This is a genomic window from Cytobacillus praedii (genome assembly GCF_001439605.1).
In the GTDB taxonomy this organism is placed as follows: Bacteria; Bacillota; Bacilli; order Bacillales; family Cytobacillaceae; genus Cytobacillus; species Cytobacillus praedii.
Genome location: NZ_LMBX01000007.1, coordinates 118,004 through 134,063, shown reverse-complemented (window position 1 = coordinate 134,063; position 16,060 = coordinate 118,004). Strand labels below are relative to the sequence as shown.

At 38.4% G+C, this 16,060-nt stretch carries 15 protein-coding genes; all 15 read right to left on the bottom strand.

Translation table 11 applies throughout. The features are described 5' to 3' along the window. Window positions 1–42: 42 nt before the first annotated feature. The gene (gene dapA / locus ASU02_RS09890; protein ID WP_057763258.1) at window positions 43–918 is read right to left on the bottom strand and encodes a 4-hydroxy-tetrahydrodipicolinate synthase; all 876 of its coding nucleotides are present in this window, start codon (window positions 916–918) and stop codon (window positions 43–45) included. 26 nt (window positions 919–944) lie between these two features. Beyond that, on the bottom strand, window positions 945–2,180 hold the full coding sequence (gene dapG / locus ASU02_RS09885) for an aspartate kinase (RefSeq protein ID WP_057763257.1): 1,236 nt from the start codon (window positions 2,178–2,180) through the stop codon (window positions 945–947). 262 nt (window positions 2,181–2,442) lie between these two features. Continuing rightward, window positions 2,443–3,492, bottom strand: a complete 1,050-nt coding sequence (asd, locus tag ASU02_RS09880; protein WP_057763256.1) for an aspartate-semialdehyde dehydrogenase — start codon at window positions 3,490–3,492, stop codon at window positions 2,443–2,445. A 145-nt stretch (window positions 3,493–3,637) separates the two neighbouring features. After that, on the bottom strand, window positions 3,638–4,231 hold the full coding sequence (gene dpaB, locus ASU02_RS09875; protein ID WP_057763255.1) for a dipicolinate synthase subunit B: 594 nt from the start codon (window positions 4,229–4,231) through the stop codon (window positions 3,638–3,640). A gap of 17 nt (window positions 4,232–4,248) precedes the next feature. Continuing rightward, window positions 4,249–5,133, bottom strand: coding sequence for a dipicolinic acid synthetase subunit A (gene dpaA, locus ASU02_RS09870; RefSeq protein ID WP_057763254.1), 885 nt, complete (start codon window positions 5,131–5,133; stop codon window positions 4,249–4,251). Window positions 5,134–5,335: 202 nt separating this feature from the next. Further along, window positions 5,336–5,581: a YlmC/YmxH family sporulation protein gene (locus ASU02_RS09865; protein WP_053475713.1), complete on the bottom strand. Its 246-nt coding sequence runs from the start codon at window positions 5,579–5,581 to the stop codon at window positions 5,336–5,338. A gap of 105 nt (window positions 5,582–5,686) precedes the next feature. After that, a complete protein-coding gene (locus ASU02_RS09860; protein ID WP_057763253.1) occupies window positions 5,687–6,922 on the bottom strand; it encodes a M16 family metallopeptidase in 1,236 nt (411 codons plus the stop codon). Window positions 6,923–7,045: 123 nt separating this feature from the next. After that, entirely contained in the window at window positions 7,046–7,999 is a 954-nt protein-coding gene (locus ASU02_RS09855; protein WP_057763252.1) for a polysaccharide deacetylase family protein, read from the bottom strand. A 167-nt stretch (window positions 8,000–8,166) separates the two neighbouring features. Beyond that, window positions 8,167–10,287 carry a polyribonucleotide nucleotidyltransferase gene (gene pnp / locus ASU02_RS09850; protein ID WP_057763251.1) on the bottom strand — a complete coding sequence of 707 codons (2,121 nt, stop codon included), beginning with the start codon at window positions 10,285–10,287 and terminating at the stop codon, window positions 8,167–8,169. Window positions 10,288–10,487: 200 nt separating this feature from the next. Next, window positions 10,488–10,757, bottom strand: coding sequence for a 30S ribosomal protein S15 (gene rpsO / locus ASU02_RS09845; RefSeq protein WP_053475709.1), 270 nt, complete (start codon window positions 10,755–10,757; stop codon window positions 10,488–10,490). 122 nt (window positions 10,758–10,879) lie between these two features. After that, window positions 10,880–11,830: a bifunctional riboflavin kinase/FAD synthetase gene (ribF, locus tag ASU02_RS09840; RefSeq protein ID WP_057763250.1), complete on the bottom strand. Its 951-nt coding sequence runs from the start codon at window positions 11,828–11,830 to the stop codon at window positions 10,880–10,882. 30 nt (window positions 11,831–11,860) lie between these two features. After that, window positions 11,861–12,784 (bottom strand): tRNA pseudouridine(55) synthase TruB, encoded by a 924-nt coding sequence (gene truB, locus ASU02_RS09835; protein ID WP_057763249.1) that lies wholly within the window; start codon window positions 12,782–12,784, stop codon window positions 11,861–11,863. Between the two features lie 376 nt (window positions 12,785–13,160). Further along, window positions 13,161–13,526 carry a 30S ribosome-binding factor RbfA gene (gene rbfA / locus ASU02_RS09830; protein ID WP_057763248.1) on the bottom strand — a complete coding sequence of 122 codons (366 nt, stop codon included), beginning with the start codon at window positions 13,524–13,526 and terminating at the stop codon, window positions 13,161–13,163. Between the two features lie 16 nt (window positions 13,527–13,542). Then, complete coding sequence (locus tag ASU02_RS09825) at window positions 13,543–13,824, bottom strand: DUF503 domain-containing protein (protein ID WP_057763247.1); 282 nt, start codon at window positions 13,822–13,824, stop codon at window positions 13,543–13,545. Further along, window positions 13,821–16,049 (bottom strand): translation initiation factor IF-2, encoded by a 2,229-nt coding sequence (gene infB / locus ASU02_RS09820; protein WP_057763246.1) that lies wholly within the window; start codon window positions 16,047–16,049, stop codon window positions 13,821–13,823. The genes ASU02_RS09825 and infB overlap by 4 nt, the downstream gene beginning before the upstream one ends. Window positions 16,050–16,060: the final 11 nt, after the last annotated feature.

Sequence of the window (16,060 nt, the reverse complement as noted above, 5' to 3'; positions counted from 1 at the left end):
AAACCAATCAAAAAGGATCTCTGATTGGTTTCTCCTGATATACTATTCTTTTGTCTCGAATAATGCCACTAAAGCTGTTCTCTCCTGCTCAGTTAAAGGAACAAGGGGCAGTCGAACAGAGCCGACATTAAGCCCTTTAAGCTGCAGCGCCGTTTTTACTGGAGTCGGGCTCGGAGCTGCAAACAGACCTTCCATAATAGGCAGCAATTCTCGATGAATGGATGCGGCCTTTTTATTATCTCCATTTAAAAATGCCTGTAACATCTCCTGCATTTCATTTCCAATTACATGTGATGCTACAGAAACAATGCCATAACCGCCAATTGCTAGGACAGGGATTGTCAATGCATCATCACCACTATACAGAAGGAAATCTTCATCTGTACCGGCAATAATTTTAGCCATTGCATTCAAATCTCCACTTGCTTCTTTAACAGCAACGATGTTTGGAAGTTTAGATAGTCGGATAACAGTTTCCGGAAGAATATTAACCGCTGAACGTCCTGGTATATTGTAAACCATCACTGGCAATTTCGTATTTTCAGAAATGCTTTTAAAGTGCTGATAAAGTCCTTCCTGATTTGGTTTATTATAATAAGGGGCAACTGCCATAATTCCATCGACCCCAATTTGTTCTGCCTTTTTTGTTAATTCGATGGAGGCATACGTATTATTGCTGCCAGTACCTGCAACAACAGGGACCCTTTTATCAACCACTTTAACCACATGCTGAAATAATGCCAGCTTTTCTTCCTTTGATAAGGTTGGAGATTCCCCTGTTGTACCCGCAACAACAAGGGATTCCGTTCCATTCTCAATGAGATGATTAATGAGCTGTGTTGTTTTCGAAAAATCGATATGTCCTTTCCTATCGAAAGGTGTAACCATTGCTGTTGAAACCCGGCCAAAATGAATCATTGCTACACTCCCTTTTAAATCTAATCCTATTTACTTTGCAGTACATTATCTTTCTCTAATTGGAAGGCATCATGTAGGGCATTGACTGCTTTACTTAAATCATGCTGTTTGACAAGCACCCAAATTGTTGTATGACTATCAGCAGATTGCAATATACGAATCCCCTGTTCAGATAAAGCTGTTACAATTTTTGCTGCGACACCTGGGACACCTTGCATTCCTGCTCCAACAACAGAAACCTTTGCACAATCAAATTCCACAATCGGGTTATGTCCTAAGTTCTTTAATATACTAATTGCTTTATCGGACATTTCTTCTGTTACAGTATAGTTAACGCCATTCGGATAAATGTTAATGAAGTCAACACTAATTTCTTCATTTGCCATTGCCTGAAACACTTCAGCTTGTAAATTATATTGGTCTTTTTTCGCAATAACTTTAATTTGTGTGACATGGGAAAGATGAGCGATTCCAGTAACTAATCGTTCTCTTATATCAGTACCCCGGCCTTCTTTGTTTATTGTAGTCACTAATGTCCCTAAGCCATCTGAATAATTGGATCGAATGCGTATGGGAATTTTTGCTTGCATAGCTATTTCTACGGCTCTTGGATGAATAACTTTTGCCCCCTGATAAGCCATATTACACACTTCTGTATAAGTAACAACTGATAGCGGCCGGGCATTTTCAGCGATACGCGGATCTGCAGTCATAATTCCATCCACATCTGTAAAAATCTCAATCCATTCCGCATTCAATGCAACACCTAATGCTGCTGCAGATGTATCACTTCCACCTCTGCCAATCGTTGTCACATCCCCATTTTTTGAGGCTCCTTGAAATCCAGCAACAACGACGCAGTCATTTACTTCTAATTCCTTAAGCAGCCTTTCACATCTCATATCAATGATTTTAGCATTTGTGTGATCATTATTTGTTCGAAACCCTGCCTGAGCACCTGTTAATGCTGTTGCTTGAATGCCATGCTCTAGAAGCATATTCGTAAAGACAACACTCGATATAATCTCACCACAAGACAATAAGAGGTCATTTTCTCTTTTGTTAATCATCATCTTTTCCTTTTCAATAAGAGAAAGTAATGTATCCGTTGCATAAGGATCCCCTTTTCGGCCCATAGCTGAGACGACAACTACTAATTTATATCCATCTGATATTGCCTTTTTAATATGTTTTAATGCATGTTCTCGACTATTAATATCACGGACAGATGTGCCTCCATATTTTTGCACAATAATTTTCATTGTTACACCTCTGAATATCTCTTCATTTAAAGTTAAAAGCTAAAGAAGCCTAACTTAGCAAGTGCAACGATTAGAATATGAAAGAGGCTATTTGTACAATGATAACAAAGCTTAGGCTTATTCAAATGAAATACGTAAACGCCTTGTTCACCCCCGACAAAACAAGTCAAGCCTCACTGAAAGGTGTTCTTTACCTTTCTGGGAGGTTTGGCTTGCGGCCTCGAGTGGGTAGGCGCTATAGCTCGACAATTCCCTATTGGTTTTATTTCACGATACCTAAATTTATAAGACTTTCCGCTATTTGGACTGAATTCCATGCAGCCCCTTTTAATAGATTATCAGATACAACCCACATATGGAAACCTTTTAGTTCATCCAGATCCTTGCGAATTCGCCCGATGAAGACATCACTTTTACCCACACAATCAGCCGGCATAGGATAGATTTGATTATCTGGATCATCCTGTAAAATAACACCAGGAGCGGTTGCCAGTAAATCCTTGATTTCTTGTACACTTATTCCTTTTTCATTTATTTCAAAATAAACTGATTCTGAATGACCTGTTGCAACAGGCAGCCTTACACATGTTGCTGCTACATGAAGATCAGGCAGACTCATAATCTTCTTCGTTTCATTAATCATTTTCATTTCTTCAAATGTGAATCCATTTTCCACAAATTTATCAATTTGTGGAATGGCATTAAACGCAATTTGATAATGATTCTTCTCTCCCTTTACAGGAAGAATAGCGGGTTCATATGATTCATTATGAATAATAGCTTTTGTCTGGCTGTAAAGCTCATCAACAGCCGCTGCTCCTGATCCAGAAACAGCTTGATAGGTTGAAACAATGACTTTATTTAGTCCATACTTTTGCCTAATAGGCTCTAGAGCAACAACCATTTGAATTGTTGAACAATTAGGATTCGCAATAATTCCTTGATGTTTAAGTAAAGCTTGTTCATTCACCTCTGGTACGACTAATGGAACGCTTTCTTCCATCCGAAATGCACTTGTATTATCAATAACGATCGCTCCATGTCTAACAGCATGCTCTGCATACTCTTTTGAAACACTGCCACCTGCACTAAACAGAGCAATATCAACACCGGAAAAGCTATCAGGATTTACTTCCTGAATAGTATGCTCTACACCTTTAAAGAGTAGCTTCTTTCCAGCTGATCGCGGAGAAGAGAGCAAAGTAAGAGTAGAAATAGGAAAGTTTTTTTGTTCTAGCGTATTTAACATTTGCTGCCCTACCGCCCCTGTTGCTCCAAGTACTGCTACATGATATCCATCTTTCTTTTCCATTCCAAATCCCCTTTCTATTTATGACTATTTTTCTAGCAAAAAGCAGCATTAAACATATGAAAGAATTTTCTTATAATATCATTCATTCTAACATATTCATTCTTTAAAGTAATAAACTTTTTGCTAGAAAAATGCAGGGGGTTATTTAGTCCTTATACCTTTCAATTATAACTGGCTGTAATTGTTTTCCTTCCATAGCCATTTCTACTGTATCTGATAATTGCGTCATCCTTGCTACCATTGAATTAGGCTTTTTCACTGGGTCATCCTGGCCATACGGAATAAAATATATGTTTTTCGTTGCCATCAATCTCATTAAATTAACACCATTCAAACCCAGTGCGTCATTTGTTGATATCCCTAACACAACTGGCTTGTGATTTCTTAATGTTGCTTTAGCTGCCATTAATACTGGAGAGTCTGTCATCGCATTAGCAAACTTGCTCATTGAACTTCCTGTTAGTGGCGCAATGACCATGCAATCTAATGGAATTTTCGGTCCAAGCGGTTCAGCTTTGACGATGGAATCAATTACTTTATTACCTGTTAAATCCTCTATTCGCTGGATCCAATCCTCACCCTTGCCAAATCTTGTTTCTGTATTTTGTACCGTAAAAGTGACAACTGGCAGTACCTCGGCTCCCTCGTTTACAAGCCTTTCGATTTCTGGAAATACTGCATCATACGTACAATGTGAACCCGTAAGTCCAAAACCGATCCGCTTTCCCTTTAAACTCATCTGATTCGATACCCCTTTCACTTTTTTACATCTTCTTTTATTAATTGTGACAGGACATTTGCCAAGATTTTTCCTGCTGTTTTCGGAGCGACAATACCCGGCAATCCTGGTGCAAGCAAGGCCTTTACTCCTCGTTTTTCTGCATATCTAAAATCTGTTCCTCCTGGTTTAGAGGCAAGATCAATAATCAATGTATGAACAGGCATTTTTGAAATAACGGATGCTGTGACGATCAAATACGGGATTGTATTAATACAAATATCAACATCCTTTACCTCGTTATCCAAATCACTTAAATAAAATGGAGTAAGCCCCATTTCTGTAATTCTTGCAATATGCTCACTTTTTCTTGCTCCGACCTTCACATTCGCTCCGAGTGCTTGGAAGGTTCTTGCTACACTCATTCCGACTCTCCCTAGCCCTAATACCGCAATAGTAGAGCCGTGAATTGTAGTATCAGTATGTTGGATAGCCATCATAATCGTTCCCTCAACGGTCGGAATGGAGTTATAAATAGCGACATCGTCTCTTTCAAATAATTGAACAAGGCGCCGATTGGCCTGTTTCGTTATTCCGTCTAAATAGGAGTTGCTGATTCCTGAGTAAATGGTACAATGTGGAGGTGTTTCGTTTAGCATTTCTTTTCGTAAATAAACCTTTTCATTTGAAAAGATTGTTTCAATTTGGCCATCTGAGCCAGTTCCAGGTACTGGAAGAATAATGACATCCTTATTTGAAAATTCCACTTCATCTATTTTTTCCTTGACTGCTCCTGTAAAAGCATGATCCAATTGCTCAAAGCCAATCAAAGAAAGCTTTGCATCTAGATCTGTAAGTTTGCGAATGATCTCAAGTTGCCTTGCATCTCCGCCGATAACTGCTATTTGTATCCCTGTCAGCATGAAACCCTCACCTTCTTCTAAAGATTCGTACAGGAATTTATATTAGAACTACTTCAACATCTTATGTATCGAAATGAAAATCGGTGAGTTTTCCACGAAAGAAAAACACGTTCCTCCCTCTTGAGTAAGTTTTGCAGTTAATTTTTATTTAAATGCAAAAAAAAGGCAGACTGGCTATGCCAGTCTGCCTCGCTTTCAATTGTTATTCCTCTTCTTCTGATATATCGAGAATAATCATATCATTTCCGATTTTTTTTATATGACTCCATGGAACTCTGATTTCATCACCTTGTCTTTTAAGGCCAAACCATTTCAATGAAGGAATAACCAATGCTTGTATTTGTCCATTTTTCTCATTAATTTCTAAATCTGTTTGGCCAAGAACCCCTAATCTTTCTGCTTTCTTCACGTCTACAATTTCTTTTCCGCTTAATTCACTTAATCTCATCTCTCAGCCCTCCATTTTATTTCCTCCTTATTAACTTATCGTTGCGATTTAAAATTTAGACTAAAGAAAAACAGCCTGCGGCAAGCAACAGGCTGTTCTTTACAATTATATATTCTTCGGCATTTCTCCGTCCGGACTTATTAAGGCAATTGAATAGTTGTCAGTAAATATGTCATTTGCCATATTATCTACACCCTGTTTCGTAACAGCATCAATCTGTTCAATAATTTCATCTAACGAACGATGACGTCCTAATAAAAGCTCATTTTTCCCGTTTCTGCTCATACGGCTATTCGTACTTTCTAAGCTTAACATCAGACTGCCCTTTAATTGTTCTTTGCTATTATTTAATTCCTTTGCTGTTATGCCTTCTTGTTTCAGTTTGCTTAAGGTTTCTTGCATCGTTTCAAAGAGAACATCCAGCTGAGCTGCCCCAGTCCCCCCATAAAGGGTAACAATACCGCTGTCCTGGAATGCGGAATGATAGGAGAATACCGAGTACGCTAGCCCTTTTTGTTCCCTAACATCCTGGAATAAACGGCTGCTCATGCTGCCCCCAAGAATATTATTTAAAATGATCAGATCATACATATCATCATGACCAACCTGCAGTCCGTTAAATCCGATACATAAATGAGCTTGCTCAGTGTCCTTTTTTCTTGCTATTTTGTTTGAATGAAATACTGCTTTATGTTCTGATTTCTCCCGTGTGCCACCTTCATATGACCCAAAAAATTGTTCAACCTCATGTATAAACGATTCAGAGATATTCCCAGCAATAGAGATTACAACATTATCAGGTGTATACATATTATGTACATACTGCTTTAATGTATCGCCATTAAAGGTAGCTAATGTTTCTTCAGTTCCTAGAATTGGATAGCCTAACGGATGGTTTTCATAGATCGCTTTACTTAACAGATCATGAACAATATCATCCGGTGTATCCTCATACATTTTTATTTCCTCATAGACAACTTTCTTCTCTTTATCCAATTCTTCATCGACAAAAGTAGAATTAAAAAACATATCGGCTAGCACTTCAAGTGCAAACTTTGCATGTGTATCTAATACTTTTGCATAGTAGCAAGTATATTCTTTTGATGTAAAAGCATTTACTTGTCCACCGATACTATCAAAAGACTCAGCAATCTCTCTAGCTGTCCGAGTTTTCGTTCCTTTGAAAAACATATGTTCAAGAAAGTGAGATATCCCATTATTCTCCGGATTTTCATCCCTTGAACCCGTTCCAATCCAAACACCAATAGCAACGGAACGAACCGTTGGTATATTTTCTAATACAACTCTTACTCCATTATTGCAAGTATACTTTTTAATCAAATAAATTCCTCCTGTTCCAGTACTCTGCTGCATCCCTCTAGTTTATACTATCTTCGTAAAAATTTCCAAAATATTCGTCTTTCCTCTATAAACAAAGGAGTAAGTCAATCCAAAAACAATCACTTATCTTTTTTCTATCGACCGTTCAGTATTTAAAACATCAGAAACCGTTCCTATTTGTAAGTTTTTTTGCTTAATTTGCATAATTAAACGATCGAGAGACTTAGCGGTCGGATCAGTTGGATGCATTAATATTAATGCACCATTATGCACTCTACTCATTACTCGATGGATTAATTGATCAGGAGCAGGCTTTTTCCAGTCAACTGTATCAACTGTCCACATAACCGTTCCTAGTTTTTCTTGTGCGGCAATTTGGACAGTTTCGTCTCTATAGCTTCCACTCGGAGGCGCAAACCAATGGATAGGCTTTTCCGTGATTGCTTTAATGACTTCATTTGTCTTTAGAATTTCCGTTCTTGTCTTTTCAGAAGTGATTTTAGCCATTTCTGGATGGGTATAGGAGTGATTTCCCACTTCATGACCAGCATCATCAATCATTTTTGTTAAATCCGGATTATTTTGTACCCATCTGCCCTCTAAAAAAAAGCTTGCTGATACATGATGCTTTTTCAGCGTTGCAAGAATATCTGGTAAATATTCATTTCCCCAAGCCACATTTATAATAAATCCGACCATTTTTTTATCTGGATGTCCCTTATAAATTGGACTTGGCGGCAAATCATTTAAATTTATTTTCGGTTTTATTTGCTTAAATACTAGTTTATCTTTATCGTATTTACCTTTCGGCTTCATTTTTTTATAAGAGGCTTCTAAATCCACTTCTATCCCATTCAAGCCGGGAATTGCTTTCCACACTCGATCAATGACCGCATCCTGCGGAGGAATATAATAGTCAGAAGATTTATTTACAATCTCAGTATATAATGGATCCTTATACTTTATTACGTTTTCGGAATCTGCTCTCAGACCAAAAACATATTGAGTTGTAAATGGATTATTCACGAGCAATAAAGCAAAAATACAAATAACAGCAAAATGAGTCACCTTTCTCATCCTTACTGCCTCCTTCACTTAACAGTATGTTTTGAAGGGACAAGGTAGAACGCCTAAGTCCTCACTATCTAGTATGCAATATTTGCTTATATTTAACACACGAATATTTTTTTAGGGAATTACATGCAAAAAGCCAGGAGTGTCCCCCTGGCTTTTGGTTGTCTATATTACTTTTCAGCCTTTTCAGCTTGTTCGCGCTGTTCTCGAAGAACAGCTTTACGTGATAAATTTACCCGTCCTTGTTTATCAATTTCTGTTACTTTAACAAGTAATTCGTCGCCTATTGCAACAACGTCTTCCACTTTCCCTACGCGTTCCTCAGCAAGCTCAGAAATATGCACAAGACCGTCTTTTCCATTGAAAATCTCAACAAATGCACCGAATTTTTCTATTCGTTTTACTTTACCTAAATACATTTGTCCAACTTCGACTTCACGTACAATATCTTCAATGATTTTTTTCGCTTTTTGATTCATCTCTTCATTAGTAGATGAAATAAAGACCGTTCCATCTTGCTCAATGTCAATTTTCACGCCAGTTTCTTCAATAATCTTATTAATTTGCTTTCCGCTTGGTCCAATAACATCACGAATCTTATCTGGGTTAATTTCCATTGTCAAGATTTTTGGTGCATACTTGGAAAGCTCTACTCGAGGCTGCTGAAGCGTGCTCAGCATAGAATCTAAGATCTGCATACGACCCTTTTTCGCCTGCTGAAGTGCTTCCTCTAAAATTTCACGAGAGAGTCCTTCAATTTTAATATCCATTTGTAGAGCTGTTACCCCTTTTGCAGTTCCAGCCACTTTAAAGTCCATATCACCTAAGTGATCTTCCATTCCTTGAATATCAGTTAAGATGGAATAATGTTCACCCGATTTAATGAGACCCATCGCAATCCCAGCTACTGGTGCCTTGATTGGTACCCCAGCATCCATCATCGCTAATGTGCTTGCACATATACTTGCCTGTGAAGTAGAACCATTTGATTCTAATACTTCTGAAACTAGACGAACTGTATATGGAAAATCCTTTTCGGATGGAATGACTGGCTCTAATGCACGCTCCCCTAATGCTCCGTGGCCTATTTCACGACGGCCTGGGCCTCGGATTGGACCTGTTTCCCCTACACTAAAGTTAGGGAAGTTATAGTGGTGCATGAAGCGTTTCTCTTCTTCAATCCCCAGTCCATCAAGAATTTGAACATCGCCAAGTGCACCAAGTGTACAAATGCTGAGTGCCTGGGTTTGTCCACGAGTGAATAATCCAGAACCATGTGTACGGGGCAGCAATCCTACTTCTGAAGACAATGGTCGAATAACATCTAAGCCCCTGCCGTCAGGACGGACCTTATCCTCCGTAATCAAGCGGCGTACTTCACCTTTTACAATTTTATCAAGAATTTGCTTCACTTGTTTGATTTTATCTTCGTCTGCTTCTTGTTCTTCATATTTTGCAATGATTTCATCTTTTACAACTTTAATCGCTGCTTCACGTGCATGCTTTTCCTGAACTTGGATGGCAACAATCATATCCTTTTCACAAATGCTGCGTACTTCAGCTTCTAATTCAGGATTAACTTGATATAGAACGATTTCCATTTTTTCTTTGCCAATTTCAGCAACAATCTCTTCTTGGAATGCAATTAAACGTTTAATCTCTTCATGACCAAACATAATTGCTTCAAGCATGATTTCTTCAGGTACTTCCATCGCTCCAGCTTCAACCATATTAATGGCATCCTTTGTACCTGCAACGACTAAATGGATATCACTTTTTTCTGTTTGTTCAACAGAAGGATTGATAATGAATTCTCCATCTATTCTGCCTACAGTTACACCTGCTATTGGGCCTTCAAAAGGAATATTTGAAACACATAATGCTAAGGAAGAACCGAACATTGCTGCCATTTCTGAAGAGCAATCCTGATCAACACTCATAACCATGCTAACTACTTGAACATCGTTACGGAAACCATCTGCAAATAACGGACGGATGGGTCTATCAATTAAACGGCTTGCTAAAATGGCTTTTTCACTCGGACGGCCTTCTCTTTTAATGAAGCCTCCTGGAATTTTACCAACAGCATATAGGCGTTCCTCGTAATTCACAGTTAAAGGAAAGAAATCTAAATTCTTTGGTTCTTTTGATGCAGTTGCTGTACTTAGGACAGCTGTATCTTCATAACGGACTAATACCGCCCCATTCGCTTGCTTCGCTAATTGGCCGATCTCTACGGTTAATTTGCGTCCAGCCCAATCTATGGAATAGGTATGCTTATCTTGCCCCATTTTCGTAACCCCTCTCTATCGTATACTTTATAGGTTGTACAACCTTAGTTTATAAATTGATAATATACATGTTAAGTATGAAATCATACGCCATTCATAGTATGTACACTTTTATTACTAGTTAAAATGCTCGTTTATGTATGTAAACATGTGTTCTTTTTAAAGCTAATAAAAAAGCGGGATAAATCCCGCTTTTCTAATTATCGACGTAAGCCTAGTTTATTGATTAACTCACGGTAACGTTGAACATCTTTGTTACGAAGGTAAGTTAAAAGGTTACGACGTTTACCTACCATTTTCAAAAGACCGCGACGTGAGTGGTGATCTTTCTTATGTGTACGTAAATGCTCATTCAATGTGTTAATTTCTTCTGTAAGGACAGCGATTTGAACTTCTGGAGAACCTGTATCGCTCTCATGAGTTTTAAACTCATTGATTAGTTCGTTTTTACGTTCTTTAGTGATTGCCATCCGTTTCACCTCCTAATTTATCAATCCCCATTTACTGAGCAAGCGTCGGTGACTCGACATGCCAAGCAAAGGTTCATTTAATACGTTTATAAGAATACAACTTTTTATGACAAAAAGCAAGGCTAAACCTTGATTTTTTCAAAGTAATGCAGAGCATTTTGTTTATCTTCCGCAATTTGTGCTACAAGTTCATCAACGCCAGAGAATTTTTGCTCTTTTCTTAAGTGTAAATGCCATTCAATTGTAGCCTGTTGACCGTATATATCCTGGTCAAAATCAAAAATATGGACTTCAATCGATGGAAGTGCTGCTGACTGACTTTTAAATGTTGGTTTATGACCGACATTGCATACCCCTTCATGCCATTTGCCATTTACAAAAAAACGAACACAATAAACACCAAGTGGAGGTATGATATAATCACCTGTTAGTTGTATATTAGCTGTTGGAAAACCAATTGTACGACCACGCTTGTCCCCGTGAATGACAGTTCCTGTTGTTTGATAATGCCTGCCTAAGAGCATCGGAAGTTCTTCCATTTTTCCTTGATGAAGCAAGGAACGAATTAATGTAGAACTTACCTTTTCATTATTATTTGTTAATTTTGGAACAATTGTAAAGCTAAATTGATCCCTTGAATGAAATGGCATTGTTTCCATTGTTCCTTTTCCCATTCTGCCGTAGGAATAGTCGAAACCTGCAACTACATGTTGGATATTAAGGCCAATTACATATTGATCGATAAACTCCTGTGGCAATAAATGGGCAAAATCCTTTGAAAAATGAACAACAAATAAATAATCTATGCCCAATTCAGAAATAAGTGCCTTTTTATCTGTAAGCGGGGTAATATATTCAATATGTTTTACGCTTTTTCCTAAAACAACTGACGGATGCGGATCAAAGGTCATAACAGCACTCTTCATTCCCTTTTCCCTCGCCATTTTTTTTGCTTGTAATATCACTTCTTGATGGCCTAAATGGACGCCATCAAAATAGCCTAGTGCCATAACTAATTCAGGAAAATCATTTTTTTCTATTTGATGTGGATGTTCGATTGATATAACTTCCATTGATCGTTCACCTTTTTTCTATTTAGAGCCTTATTCTTGTGAATCATTTCTTAAAACTTTAGCCGGCTTCATCAACCCTTGCTTTTGCGGATGATGTTCGTATATTGCCAGTGCCGCGCCTTCGTCTGTCTCAAGCACAATTGGCCCCTTTGTGTCTTTAAATTGCTCAGGGATGTTTAAAACAGCCCCATTTTTTACTTTCTTTGCTACTGTATCATTTATCCTATATTTCGGCAAATGGGAAAGTGCTGTTTCTAAGGGATAAATCTTTTCTGAAAGAGTCCCTGTCTCTATTTCTCTTTCAATATCTTCTAATGTTAAACAATCTGAAATGGAAAAAGATGCAGATTGTATTCGAGTAAGATCAGACATATGTGCTGGAAACCCAAGCTCGTTGCCAATCATCACAGCTAACGTTCGGATATACGTTCCTTTGCTGCAAGAAACACGAAACCGAAAGCGAATCGGGTCCCCATTAAAGGTTGTTCGATCATCCAGCAGTTCTAATGAATAAATCATGACATTTCTTGATGGGCGTTCAATTTCTATTCCTTGTCTTGCATATTCATAAAGCCGCTTCCCATTCACTTTTACAGCTGAGTACATCGGTGGCGTTTGCGTTATTTCTCCAGTCAATTTTTCCAGAATGGCTAATATCTTTTCTCGTGAAAATGGTTGTTCCACTTTTTTATGTTCTACAATATCACCAGAAGAATCCTCTGTCGTTGTAGAAAAGCCAATCGTAACCTCTCCCTCATATGACTTCCCAGCATCCGTTATGTATTCAGCCACTTTGGTTGCTCTTCCTAAACAAATCGGAAGAACCCCTGTCACATCCGGGTCAAGCGTTCCTGTATGACCAATTCGTTTCATTTTTAGCAGTTTGCGTAATTTAAATACACAATCATGTGAAGTTAGTCCCTTTGGTTTAAGTAAAGGCAATATTCCTTCCAAACTAAATCCTCCATTTCCGAAAAAATCATAAGCGCCTGGATCATCGACGTATAAACTAGAGGCTCCTCCATTCTTGCTTTGGCACCCCAGTAACCTCCAGTCTAGCTGTACTGCTCTGTGCCCAAAACAGCGCCATGCTGTATGTCCATTTTATGCTTGCCAGGGCTGAAGAGTAGCCACGCCTATTAATCTCTGAGATAAATTGTGACATAATCAGCGCGAGCGAATCGATGTTCCTTATTTCAAGGAGGAGACCTGAAGTTTGTTTTCAATAGACGCTGTGGTTAGATCATTCTTTGACTCCGAATTTTATTCTTTCATACCTCTAAAAAAATGGATAGACGAATGTCTATCCATTAAAAGTAATTGTTCACTTTCAATCCTCATTCTCTTTTGAGCGCTCTTCATCATGAATTTGATGGAGCAATGTATCAATCCGATTGCCATAATCAATGGATTCATCGAACTCAAAGAAAATTTCAGGTGTCTTTCGCAAGCGGATACGCTGTCCAATTTCTGAACGAATAAAGCCCTTTGCTTTCGCTAAGCCTTTAAGCGTGTTTTCCCTTTGCTCATCACCGCCGAGAACTGAAATATATACAGTTGCTTGTTGGAGGTCCCCAGTAACTTGAACATCTGTTACGGTTACAAACCCTACACGCGGGTCTTTAATTTTTCGGCCGATAATTTCGCCTAATTCCTTTTTCATTTGTTCTCCAACTTTGTTTGCTCGAAGGCTCATTTATATTCACCTCTTCTTAAAGCCACTCAATGTCTGTTATTGTGCGTTCGATTTCTGGAAAAGAATCAATGAATGTAAGTGCATTCTGTAATTCTTGTTCCGTTTTTACCTTAGAGGAGGATACGGCAACAATGGCTATTTTCGTCCGTTGCCAGACATCCTGGAAATCCACCTCTGATACTGAGATATTAAACCTCTGCTTCAATCGGGTAAGAATCCGCAGCAAAACTGCTCTTTTTTCTTTTAAAGAGTGAGCATCATAAATAATACACTCACAGGCTGCTAAGCCAATGATCATTTACGCTCAATCTCCTGCATAATAAACGCTTCAATAATATCTCCTTCTTTTACATCATTGAAGTTTTTAATGGTTACACCACATTCATAGCCTTGACTTACTTCTTTCGCATCATCTTTAAAACGTTTTAATGCATCAATTTCCCCTTCAAAGACTACAATGCCATCTCTGATTAAACGGATACCACTGTCTCGAGTAATTTTCCCGTCAGTAACATAGGATCCTGCAATTGTACCAACTTTTGATACTTTGAACGTTTGGCGAACTTCTGCTTGACCAATAATTTTCTCTTCAAATTCTGGATCAAGCATCCCTTTCATTGCCAATTCAATTTCTTCGATAACTTTATAGATAATTCGGTGTAAACGAATTTCTACACCTTCTGTATCGGCTGCACGTTTCGCATTAATATCAGGGCGAACATTGAATCCGATAACAATCGCATTAAAAGCAGCAGCTAAGGTAATATCAGACTCATTAATTGCACCCGCACCTGTATGCAGAATACGTACATTTACGCCTTCTACATCGATTTTCTGCAATGCTGTTGTTAATGCTTCAGCAGAACCTTGTACGTCTGCCTTTACAACTAGATTAAGCTCTTTCATTTCCCCTTGTTTCATGTGTTCAAACAGGTTATCTAAGCTTACACGCGTTTTTTCACTACGCTGTGCTTGTAAGGCTTGTTGTGCACGTGACTCACCAACTTGACGAGCTGTTTTCTCATCATCTAATACTACGAAACGGTCTCCAGCTTGTGGAACTTCATTAAGTCCTGTAATTTCAACAGGAGTCGAAGGACCCGCTGTCTTCACACGGCGACCTAAATCATTGACCATTGCACGAACACGTCCGAAAGTATTCCCTACAACAATTGGATCTCCTACTTTTAATGTTCCATTTTGAACAAGCAGGGTTGCAACTGAACCGCGGCCTTTATCTAATTGTGCCTCAATAACCGTTCCTACAGCATTACGATTTGGGTTCGCTTTGTATTCTTCTACTTCGCTAACAAGAAGAATCATTTCAAGCAGATTATCAATACCTTCCCCTTTTAAGGCTGCTATAGGTACAAAAATAGTATCCCCGCCCCAAGCTTCGGGAACTAATCCATATTCAGTCAATTCTTGCATCACTCTGTCAGGATTAGCTGCTTCTTTATCCATTTTATTAACGGCTACAATAATTGGTACTTCTGCAGCTTTCGCATGGTTGATCGCTTCAATTGTCTGCGGCATTACCCCGTCATCTGCTGCGACTACAAGAATGGTAATATCAGTTACTTGAGCACCACGTGCACGCATAGTTGTAAAAGCAGCATGTCCTGGCGTATCTAAAAATGTAATCTTCTTCCCATTTTCTTCAACTTGATATGCACCAATATGCTGGGTAATACCACCAGCTTCACCAGCAGTTACCTTTGTATTACGAATGGAATCCAATGTTGTTGTTTTCCCGTGGTCTACGTGTCCCATAATTGTTACAACAGCAGGACGCTCAACTAAATCCCCATCATCATCATTAGTGAAATATACTTCTAAATCGGTTGTATCAATAATGACTTCTTCTTCAACTTCTACACCATATTCACTAGCAATTAATTCGATCGCATCTTTATCTAGATCCTGATTGATTGTCGCCATCACACCAAGCATAAATAACTTTTTGATTATTTCTGATGGTTCACGGTACAGCTTTTTCGCTAGCTCGGCAACAGTCAAGGATTCAGTAAATGTGATTTTTGCTGGTAATTCCTTAACCTTCTTAGGAGCAGGTGTAACAGGTGCTTGCTGCTGTTTGCCTTTATTATTTTTGTTTTTATTTCTATTATTGTTGTTATTGTTAAAGCTGTTGCCTCTTTGATTGTTATTGTTTTTATTGAAAGGTTTATTTTCTCTCGATTGGTTCCCCTGCCCTGCAGTTTTTGCTGCTGGTTTAGAAGAATTGTTTTTGTTTGCAGATGAATGATTTCCGTTATCTGCAGAGTTTGTTTTCACTTGTCCATTTTGCTGTGGTTTTTGGTGTGTGTTTGATTGTTTATTCTGCATTTGAGGTTGCTTCTCTTCTTTCTTGCCATAGATTCCGTCTAATTTTTGGACGGCAGCCGCTTCAATTGTTGTCATATGATTAGAAACCTCAATATTCATATCTTTTAATTTCGTTATGACATCTTTACTTGAAACATTTTGTTTTTTTGCATATTCGTAAACGCGCATTTTACTCATACTTTCACCCC

Bases quoted from the DNA above. Each gene is read 5' to 3' on its own strand.
- dapA (WP_057763258.1), bottom strand. From the start codon at position 918: ATGATTCATTTTGGCCGGGTTTCAACAGCAATGGTTACACCTTTCGAT.
- dapG (WP_057763257.1), bottom strand. From the start codon at position 2,180: ATGAAAATTATTGTGCAAAAATATGGAGGCACATCTGTCCGTGATATT.
- asd (WP_057763256.1), bottom strand. From the start codon at position 3,492: ATGGAAAAGAAAGATGGATATCATGTAGCAGTACTTGGAGCAACAGGG.
- dpaB (WP_057763255.1), bottom strand. From the start codon at position 4,231: ATGAGTTTAAAGGGAAAGCGGATCGGTTTTGGACTTACGGGTTCACAT.
- dpaA (WP_057763254.1), bottom strand. From the start codon at position 5,133: ATGCTGACAGGGATACAAATAGCAGTTATCGGCGGAGATGCAAGGCAA.
- ASU02_RS09865 (WP_053475713.1), bottom strand. From the start codon at position 5,581: ATGAGATTAAGTGAATTAAGCGGAAAAGAAATTGTAGACGTGAAGAAA.
- ASU02_RS09855 (WP_057763252.1), bottom strand. From the start codon at position 7,999: ATGAGAAAGGTGACTCATTTTGCTGTTATTTGTATTTTTGCTTTATTG.
- pnp (WP_057763251.1), bottom strand. From the start codon at position 10,287: ATGGGGCAAGATAAGCATACCTATTCCATAGATTGGGCTGGACGCAAA.
- rpsO (WP_053475709.1), bottom strand. From the start codon at position 10,757: ATGGCAATCACTAAAGAACGTAAAAACGAACTAATCAATGAGTTTAAA.
- ribF (WP_057763250.1), bottom strand. From the start codon at position 11,830: ATGGAAGTTATATCAATCGAACATCCACATCAAATAGAAAAAAATGAT.
- rbfA (WP_057763248.1), bottom strand. From the start codon at position 13,526: ATGAGCCTTCGAGCAAACAAAGTTGGAGAACAAATGAAAAAGGAATTA.
- ASU02_RS09825 (WP_057763247.1), bottom strand. From the start codon at position 13,824: ATGATCATTGGCTTAGCAGCCTGTGAGTGTATTATTTATGATGCTCAC.
- infB (WP_057763246.1), bottom strand. From the start codon at position 16,049: ATGAGTAAAATGCGCGTTTACGAATATGCAAAAAAACAAAATGTTTCA.